Origin of the sequence: Allosediminivita pacifica (genome assembly GCF_003054175.1) — a bacterium.
In the GTDB taxonomy this organism is placed as follows: domain Bacteria; phylum Pseudomonadota; class Alphaproteobacteria; order Rhodobacterales; family Rhodobacteraceae; genus Allosediminivita; species Allosediminivita pacifica.
In genome coordinates this window covers 1-7,856 of the sequence record NZ_QBKN01000061.1, presented here as the reverse complement: position 1 = coordinate 7,856, position 7,856 = coordinate 1, and the positions used below count along the sequence as shown (strand labels likewise).

Here is a 7,856-nt window from a genome sequence, read left to right as displayed (position 1 = left end):
ATCGGCGCCGCCTGGTCCAAGCGCTCGGGCGAGGGCCGCGACTATCTGGGCCTCAAGCTCGACGATCCGAGCTTCACCGCCCCGATCTACGCCAACCTCTTCGACGACGAAGACGGCGAGAGCTACGCGCTGATCTGGTCCCGTCCCAACGGTCGCCGCAGCGAGTAGCGGCGCCGTGAGGCCCCGGCCGAGAGGCCGGGGACCGCCCGCCGAACCGGGCAACCGAATCAGTTTTCCGGTTCGGCGGCGCCAAGACGAAAACGCAATATAAACGCAGAAGAATTCCGGTGGAGATTCATGCAGAGACGACTATAATAGTCGTAGTTCTGGCGTGCGCGCCGGGCCGGATGGGAGGTGATCTGCATGATCACCGCCCGACAATCGCGGGCCGCGCGTGCGCTTCTTGGATGGACACAGGAGCAGCTTGCGGATGAGGCCCGGGTATCTTTGACCGCGCTCAAGCGCCTCGAATCCGAAAGCGGGCTCGAGGTCTACGAGACCACGCGCGATCAGGTTCGACGGGCGTTCGAAGCGAATGGCATTCTGCTCCTGAACTCCGACCAGGGGATTGGAGTGATGCATGTGCAGGCGAAGGCCGTCGCTAAGAGCTGACTATTCCGGCAGGTTTTGTGGTGAACGGAATTGCGCTATTGCCGTGCTCAGGAAAACGTCAACCTTCTGTGCTAGGATTGTACAGAAGCCGCAGTGGGGATGCGCGTGACGATCAGCAGCTTGCAGGATGTGCCGCCGCAGGGGGCCGTGGTGACGGAGTATGACCGTCGTCACATGACGCAGTATATGCGTTTGCTCGATGCTGCAGGCGAAGGCGCGAGCTGGCAGGAGGCCGCGCAGATCATCCTGGGGCTCGATACGCAGAAAGAGCCGGAGCGGGCGCGCCTGGTCCACGACGCCCATCTTGGACGCGCGCGCTGGCTGAGTTCGGTGGGGTATCGGCAATTGGCGGCGGGGCAAAACAACTGAGAAGGTGATGCGTCCCGCGCATCACCTGATGCCTTGGGGCGGACTTCCCAAGTGATTGATCTCCCGGAATCCTTTCCTGAGATCAACCCAGGGGAGAGGCGATGCCATGCAACCTGATCGCTCGAATTGGCGTGACCAGGCCGCCTACGACTATCTCAATGATCTGGCCGCGCCGGAACTCGGCTGGGAATGCCTGCGCCGTAATCCTGAGTATCAACATGACTATGCAGAACTTGCAGGGGGACCACCTGAGAGGGCTGACCTGAGGGATCAGGTCGGCCGTCGATGGGGTCTTTGCTTTCCCGATACGGCCCGGTCTGAGCGCGACTGTTGCAGAGATTTTCTGGCGCCCCGAAATCGATACCAGCGCCGTATTCCTTGCGGTCGCCCCCGAAGCACTCGCCGGAGAGACTGATACTCCCGGCGATGAGATAGTTGCCCCGAAGGGCAGGGCATCCCCGATTGGCAAGCACCTGCGCCACAGGCTGCCGGACGGAACATACCTGCATCTCGTCGTTCCCCTGAAGCAGCACGGTCGGCTTGTGGCTACCGTTCCGCTCGGCCCTGAGGGGCTCGACCGCATGGAGGCGATCCAGCGGCTCCTGGCGGACCAGCACCGCCGTCGATCGATCCCCCGCGACACCCGTCTGACCGCGCAGCAGAAGGCGCGCCTGCGGCGTGTCCTTCAAGCCTCGGATGCCGCCTTCCATGGCGCGACCCAGAAGCAGATCGCCGAGGTCCTGTTCCGGACCGGTCGCCTGGACCGCGATGAATGGCAGGTCTCCTCGGCCCGCTTTGCCGTCTCCAGCCTCCTGCGCGAGGGGCGTGACCTGATCGCTGGCGGCTATCGCAAGCTCCTGCGCCACCAGCGCCGCCTCTAGGTCGGCGATCCCGCGCCGCGGTGTGCGAATTTACCCCTGCCAACTCCCCACTGCATCTGACCGGGCGCGCTTCGCCATCGTGACCGTCATCAGCCGCTGTTTCGCGGCACTGGTCACACACAGCAGGGAGACGCCCGATGTCCGCCATCTCAACCGAACTTCCCCCGCGCTATCTGCGCACCAAGGAAGCCGCGCAGTTCCTCAGCCTGTCCGCTCGCACGTTGGAGAAGCACAGGACCTACGGCACCGGTCCCGCCTACCACAAGCTGGGCGGGCGTGTGGTCTATGCGATCGAGGACCTCCAGGCCTGGGTCGGACGCGGCGCTGTCACCTCGACTTCCGACCCGCGCGGGCAGGTGCTGCCAGCGAAACGCCACACGCTCCCGAACCTCCCGCAGCCCGGCCGCTTCGTGCGCTGACCTGGGGCGACACCTTCATGACCGATGGACGCAGACCCCGTTCCGAGCGTGGACAGCTCGATCTGTTCCGCGCGCTGCCCGGGGATTTCGCCCCAAGAGATGCGCAAGACCTCATGGCCTATCCCTTTTTCTCCCTCGCCAAATCCAAACGGGTCGCACCGATCGACTTTGCCGCTGGCAGCGTCAGCATACGGGTCGAAGCGGTTCCCGATCACGGTATGGCTACGATCTGGGATGCCGACATCCTGATCTGGGCGGCGAGCCAGATCGTCGAGGCGCGTGACGCGGGGCTGCGCACCTCCCGGCTGATGGCCGCCACCCCATATGAGATCCTCACCTATGTTGGTCGCGGAACCAGTGCGCGGGATTACCAGCGCCTGAAGGCGGCGCTGGATCGTCTGCAGTCGACGACGATCTCCACCTCGATCCGGCAGCCGGCTGAAGGACGCCGCCATCGCTTCTCCTGGATCAACGAATGGCAGGAGCGCAGCGACAGGGAGGGGCGCCCGGACGGCATCGAGCTGATCGTGCCCGACTGGTTCTACCGGGCCGTGCTCGACAATGCGCTCGTCCTCACCATTGATCGGGCGTATTTCGACCTGACCGGCGGGCTCGACCGTTGGCTCTATCGCCTGGTGCGCAAGCATGGTGGCAGGCAACGGGACGGCTGGCGTTTCGATTTCCATCATCTTCACCAGAAATCCGGGGCGCTGTCCCCCTTCAAGCGCTTCGCCTTCGAGCTTCGCGACATCATCCGGCGGCAGCCGCTGCCGGGCTACACGCTCTTTCTCGAGACTGAGGTTGGTGGCCGCAAGCTGCTGGCTTTCGAGCCTACTCCGGGCTGTGGAAAACCTGTGAATGGGCTCGTGCTATCGGGAACCCGGACTATCGTGCCATCAGGAACCGGGGTCTCGTGCTATCAGGAACCCAAACAGAGTGTAACGCACAGAAGTAAAAGTGGAAATCGCTCCCTTAACTTAGAGTCTAACGAAGACTCTAACTTTGAAGAGCGCGCAGATGATGTGGAGAACATCATCCGCAGCGCAGCCGGGAGCCTTCGAAAGGCTGAGAAACCGGACGCATTGAGCATGCCTGGCGCTGCCGGATCGCTCCCGGACAGCCCCGCCTCCGACACGGTCCGTCGCCCAGACTTGGCGCGCCTTCCACTCGATCCTCCGGGAGGTCGGTGATGAGTGTCATTCTGAGACCCGGAAAATCATCCGCGATTGAGGCTTCGTCGCTCAGCTTCGATGGTATGACCCGCGTCGAATTGATCTGGCTGGAGAAGCAGACCGAGTTCTGGATCCGGTTCGGCAATGGGGCAGGGGAGCAGGTCCTGGACCGCAGCCGACGTGTGGTCTTCTTCATGCCGGGTTCTGTCTTCGCCTTCGTCCGCTGGGCGGCGAATGACTATGGAACCGTCGTCTCGCGCATCGACATCGTGCGGACGATGGCGCCCGGCCGTTCCTATCAGACGCTGCCATTCGTGCGCCCAGGTGGCGAGATTTTGTTGAAGATCGAAGGCTGGGCCGAGGTCGAGAAGGTCCTCCGCCATGTCGATGCCATCGAGGGTCTCGGCATCCATCCTGCCGAGGTCGATCCCGATCACTGGCGCCATGTCGCGCATTGGATGAGGGCGGGCGAAGCGCCGCGACCCTATACGGCTGAACGCCATGCCGCATGGCTCCGGCGTCGGGAGATCGGAAAATGACCCGTGCCCGCTACATCATGGTGACGGTTGCGGCGCTCGCCGCCGTCATCGCCGGCAGCATCCCGACTGCGCCACGGCTGGTCTGGAACGCCTCGGCCAGCGTGCCGATCGGTTTCTACACCATCGCGCCAGCGGATCGGCTCATGGTGCCAGATCTGGTCGCCGTTATGCCGCCCGAACTCCTTGCGGGTTTCATGGCCGCGCGCGGCTATGTCGGTCGCGATACGCCGATCCTGAAGCACGTCATCGGGCTGCCGGGACAACGGGTCTGCCGTGACGGCGCTGCGATCACCGTCGATGGCAGACACCTGGGGGAGGCGCGAGAGCGCGACAGTCAGGGCCGCGATCTTCCCGTCTGGCAGGGCTGTCGCACCATCGCGGAGGGCGAGGTGTTCCTGATGAACCCGGCGGTCTCTGACAGCTTCGATGGCCGCTACTTCGGTCCGTTCCCCACCTCGGCAGTGATCGGCCGGGCCAGTCCACTGTTCACCGACGAGGGCGGCGATGGCCGCCTCGTCTGGCACGCGCCGGAGCGGTGACGCGCGTTCATAGCGGGACGTGCGAGCGGCCTGCCTCCCATTCACCGCATGAGGAAGGAGCTTCCAATGCCACAGATCGGCCAATTCACACGCACCCCGTCCGGCTATTCCGGACAGCTTCGCACGCTCTCGCTCGACCTGGAGCTGACCTTCGTTCCAACCGATAACGTCGATTCAGAGAAGGCTCCTGCCTATCGTATCCACCTCGGTGACGAGGAGGGCCCGGAGGTTGGCGCGGGCTGGAAACACACCGGCGAAACCGCAGGAGCGTTCGTTTCGGTCCTGCTCGATGATCCGGTTTTCCGGCATCCGATCCGCGCCCGCCTGTTCCAGTCGGATGAGGAGGGCAGGGAGTGGGGGCTGCACTGGACCCGCCCGAAGAAGCGCGACGAGCGGGACTGACGATGATCGTGTCCTGCACCCGTCCCGCTTCGGGAAGATGCGGCGCTCGCCGCCGCATTCTCTTCCTTCTTCTTTCCGGCCTCTTCCTCCCGGTCACCGCCACGCAACCGCTTCTGGCGCAAACCGATGTGGCCGAACACGCAATCGCCGCGCATCCCTACGCCGCCCAGGTCACCGAGGCATCGCAGCGCTTCGGCATACCGACGACCTGGATCATGGCCGTGATGCGGGCAGAGAGTGCGGGCGATCTGCGTGCGGTTTCTTCCGCTGGCGCGATGGGGCTGATGCAGGTCATGCCCGACACCTGGGCCGGGCTGCGCATCCGTCATGGCCTCGGCCGAGACCCTTACGATCCGCGTAACAACATCCTTGCGGGCACGGCCTATCTGCGCGAGATGTGGGACCGCTATGGCAATGTCGCGGCGATGCTGGCCGCCTATAACGCCGGTCCCGCCCGCTACGACGAATACCGCTTGGCGGATCGTCCGTTGCCGGCCGAGACGCGCGCCTACGTCGCTGCGCTTGCACCCGTTCTGCTTGGCGAGCGGCCATCGGGCACCGCTATCACTGCAGCCCGGCCGCTCGATTGGCGTGAGGCGGCGATCTTTATCAGCCGCGACGACGGGACGCTTGCGATCGATCCTGAGTTGCCTCACCGGACGGGCGGCGGCGCTCCTTCACCAGTCCCGGCGGTGCCGCAGGCGGGCCTCACCCCGCGATCTGAGGGCCTCTTCGTCCAGCCGGAGACTGGTGAGGCCCGGCCATGATCCGCGCGACGACACTTCGCACTCTATCGTGCTCTGGCGTGCGTTTGAGGGGACGGCCGGTGGTGGCGGGCACCACGACCGAAGGATGGCAGGATAAAAGGGCGCACGGTGCGCGGCGGGTGGGCGGTTGTTTTTGTTCATGTTTTTGCCGCGTTTCGCACTGTGTGGCGCGTGTTCGCACCGTGCGAGATGTGCCTAACACTCGGAGATTCAGTGCGGTTTCGCACTGTGTGGGGGCCTCCCATGCCCGATGATCGCGAGTTCCGCATCCGTCCAGGACGTATCCGTTCGACACGAGCGCAGCAGGCCCGGCCCTTCATCGCACAGGCCCTGGCTGCGGCGAAAAAGGCCGGGGGTGGCGTCTCGCGGGCCGGGCGCGTCACCCCGGGCAATCGGTCCCGCTTCGGGCGCGGTCAGCGTGCCAGTATTCAGGCCAACCGCCTCATTACCGCCCGCACGCGCGGCGCGGTGATCAAGGCGCGTGTGGTGCGGCACAGCGGGAAATCCGCGCCCCTCGGAGCCCACCTCGATTACCTGCGCCGGGACGGCGTGACCCGGGACGGGGAGAAGGCCAGGCTCTTCGGGCCGGGAACGGAGGATGCCGATGGCCGGGCCTTTGCCGAGCGGTGTCGCGATGACCGTCATCATTTCCGGTTCATCGTCTCACCCGACGACGCGCCGGACATGTCCGACCTGCAATCCTTCACCCGCGATCTCGTTGGGCGGATGGAGCAGGATCTCGGCACGTCGCTTGACTGGGTCGGCGTCGATCACTGGAACACCGCGCATCCGCACGTCCACCTGATCGTTCGGGGTGTGCGCGACGACGACCAGGATCTCGTCATCTCGCGGGACTACATCAAGGAGGGAATGCGGGACAGGGCACGGGATCTCATCACCCAGGAGCTGGGCCCACGCAGTGATCTCGACATCCGGCGGACGCTTGAGCGACAGCTCGGGGCGGAGCGTTGGACGCAGCTCGACCGTCAACTACTGCGGGACGCGGGGCGTTCGCGCATCCTCGACATGGCGCCGGATGCGGATCGGCAGCCGGATGCGTTTCACGCGCTGAAGGTCGGGCGGTTGCGCCGGCTGGAAGTCCTCGGCGTTGCTGGCCAGATCAGACAGGCGCAATGGCACATCAGGGACGATGCAGAGGCGGTCTTGCGGGAGATGGGGGAGCGTGGCGACATCATCAAGCGGATGCATCGTGCCCTGACGGACCGGGGGATCGAGCGCGGGTCCTCGAGTTACGTCCTTGCCGCAGAGAGCCTCGATGTTCCCGTCATCGGCCGTCTGGTCCAGCGGGGTCTCGATGACGAGCTGAAGGGGACGGCCTATGCCGTAGTCGATGGTGTCGATGGCCGGAGTCACCATATCCGATTGCCTCATCTCGACGCCGCCGGCGACAGCGCCCCAGGCTCGATCGTGGAGCTCCGTGCCTATGACGACGCGCGTGGCCAGCGTCGCGTCGCACTGGCGGCCCGGTCCGACCTGGACCTCGCTGCGCAGGTCTCCGCGTCCGGGGCCACCTGGCTCGACCGGCAGGCCATCGCGCGCGACCCGCTCGCCCTATCGGACCAGGGCTTCGGTGCCGAGGTCCGGCAGGCTCTGGAAGCCCGGGCCGATCATTTGACCTCGGAGGGGCTGGCCGAGCAGAGGGGCGGCAGAGTGGTCTTTGCCCGGCGCCTGCTTGGAACCTTGCGCGACCGGGAGCTGCAGGCGGTTGGCGAGCGGCTCTCAGGGGAAACCGGGTTGCCGTTCAGCAAGACGGGGGCGGGTGACTACGTCAGCGGCCTCTATCGCCAGCGTCTCGCGCTGGCTTCCGGGCGCTTCGCGATGATCGAGGGCTATGGCGCCGACGGCGCGCTCGGCTTCCAGCTGGTGCCCTGGTCCCCCTCCCTCGAAAAGCACCTCGGCCGGAATGTCGCCGGCGTCGCCCGCGGGGACGGCGGGGTCGATTGGGACTTCGGCCGCAAGCGCGGTCTTGGTCTCTGATCAAAACACAGGAAAGGAGCGACAGTCATGTCCGCAACAAAAATCCTTTGGGGGCAGATCTCCATCGTCTTCCTCATCATTCTGGCCACCACCTGGGGCGCGACGCAATACGTGGCCGCGAGCCTCGGCTATCAGGCACAGCTGGGCCCGCCCTGGTT

Annotated in this window: 12 protein-coding genes; all 12 read left to right on the top strand. The window is 65.2% G+C overall.

The genetic code is table 11. From position 1 onward, the window contains the following. Positions 1 to 168: DUF736 domain-containing protein (locus C8N44_RS22565; protein ID WP_146178907.1), on the top strand; the 168-nt coding region annotated here is incomplete at its 5' end. Positions 169 to 363: 195 nt separating this feature from the next. Then, positions 364 to 612, top strand: a complete 249-nt coding sequence (locus tag C8N44_RS22560; protein WP_021120486.1) for a helix-turn-helix domain-containing protein — start codon at positions 364 to 366, stop codon at positions 610 to 612. Between the two features lie 99 nt (positions 613 to 711). After that, the gene (locus tag C8N44_RS22555) at positions 712 to 981 is read left to right on the top strand and encodes a DNA -binding domain-containing protein (protein ID WP_107978945.1); all 270 of its coding nucleotides are present in this window, start codon (positions 712 to 714) and stop codon (positions 979 to 981) included. 106 nt (positions 982 to 1,087) lie between these two features. Beyond that, positions 1,088 to 1,396 (top strand): transcriptional regulator domain-containing protein, encoded by a 309-nt coding sequence (locus C8N44_RS24245; protein WP_373282745.1) that lies wholly within the window; start codon positions 1,088 to 1,090, stop codon positions 1,394 to 1,396. Between the two features lie 127 nt (positions 1,397 to 1,523). Then, positions 1,524 to 1,862, top strand: a complete 339-nt coding sequence (locus tag C8N44_RS22550) for a DUF2285 domain-containing protein (protein ID WP_244641157.1) — start codon at positions 1,524 to 1,526, stop codon at positions 1,860 to 1,862. Between the two features lie 137 nt (positions 1,863 to 1,999). Continuing rightward, positions 2,000 to 2,281 (top strand): helix-turn-helix transcriptional regulator, encoded by a 282-nt coding sequence (locus C8N44_RS22545; RefSeq protein ID WP_009573772.1) that lies wholly within the window; start codon positions 2,000 to 2,002, stop codon positions 2,279 to 2,281. A gap of 17 nt (positions 2,282 to 2,298) precedes the next feature. Next, positions 2,299 to 3,471, top strand: a complete 1,173-nt coding sequence (locus C8N44_RS22540; RefSeq protein WP_107978943.1) for a replication initiator protein A — start codon at positions 2,299 to 2,301, stop codon at positions 3,469 to 3,471. Beyond that, positions 3,471 to 3,992, top strand: a complete 522-nt coding sequence (locus C8N44_RS22535) for a DUF2840 domain-containing protein (protein ID WP_107978942.1) — start codon at positions 3,471 to 3,473, stop codon at positions 3,990 to 3,992. Before C8N44_RS22540 ends, C8N44_RS22535 begins: the two co-directional genes overlap by 1 nt. Continuing rightward, positions 3,989 to 4,531 carry a S26 family signal peptidase gene (locus C8N44_RS22530; RefSeq protein ID WP_107978941.1) on the top strand — a complete coding sequence of 181 codons (543 nt, stop codon included), beginning with the start codon at positions 3,989 to 3,991 and terminating at the stop codon, positions 4,529 to 4,531. Before C8N44_RS22535 ends, C8N44_RS22530 begins: the two co-directional genes overlap by 4 nt. A 66-nt stretch (positions 4,532 to 4,597) precedes the next feature. Further along, positions 4,598 to 4,933, top strand: a complete 336-nt coding sequence (locus C8N44_RS22525; RefSeq protein ID WP_107978940.1) for a DUF736 domain-containing protein — start codon at positions 4,598 to 4,600, stop codon at positions 4,931 to 4,933. Positions 4,934 to 4,935: 2 nt separating this feature from the next. Beyond that, complete coding sequence (locus tag C8N44_RS22520; protein WP_107978939.1) at positions 4,936 to 5,700, top strand: lytic transglycosylase domain-containing protein; 765 nt, start codon at positions 4,936 to 4,938, stop codon at positions 5,698 to 5,700. 243 nt (positions 5,701 to 5,943) lie between these two features. Further along, positions 5,944 to 7,698 (top strand): relaxase/mobilization nuclease domain-containing protein, encoded by a 1,755-nt coding sequence (locus C8N44_RS22515; RefSeq protein ID WP_107978938.1) that lies wholly within the window; start codon positions 5,944 to 5,946, stop codon positions 7,696 to 7,698. Positions 7,699 to 7,856: the final 158 nt, after the last annotated feature.

Coding starts and splice junctions, on each gene's coding strand:
- C8N44_RS22560 (WP_021120486.1), top strand. CDS start 364: ATGATCACCGCCCGACAATCGCGGGCCGCGCGTGCGCTTCTTGGATGG.
- C8N44_RS22555 (WP_107978945.1), top strand. CDS start 712: ATGCGCGTGACGATCAGCAGCTTGCAGGATGTGCCGCCGCAGGGGGCC.
- C8N44_RS24245 (WP_373282745.1), top strand. CDS start 1,088: ATGCAACCTGATCGCTCGAATTGGCGTGACCAGGCCGCCTACGACTAT.
- C8N44_RS22545 (WP_009573772.1), top strand. CDS start 2,000: ATGTCCGCCATCTCAACCGAACTTCCCCCGCGCTATCTGCGCACCAAG.
- C8N44_RS22540 (WP_107978943.1), top strand. CDS start 2,299: ATGACCGATGGACGCAGACCCCGTTCCGAGCGTGGACAGCTCGATCTG.
- C8N44_RS22535 (WP_107978942.1), top strand. CDS start 3,471: ATGAGTGTCATTCTGAGACCCGGAAAATCATCCGCGATTGAGGCTTCG.
- C8N44_RS22530 (WP_107978941.1), top strand. CDS start 3,989: ATGACCCGTGCCCGCTACATCATGGTGACGGTTGCGGCGCTCGCCGCC.
- C8N44_RS22525 (WP_107978940.1), top strand. CDS start 4,598: ATGCCACAGATCGGCCAATTCACACGCACCCCGTCCGGCTATTCCGGA.
- C8N44_RS22520 (WP_107978939.1), top strand. CDS start 4,936: ATGATCGTGTCCTGCACCCGTCCCGCTTCGGGAAGATGCGGCGCTCGC.
- C8N44_RS22515 (WP_107978938.1), top strand. CDS start 5,944: ATGCCCGATGATCGCGAGTTCCGCATCCGTCCAGGACGTATCCGTTCG.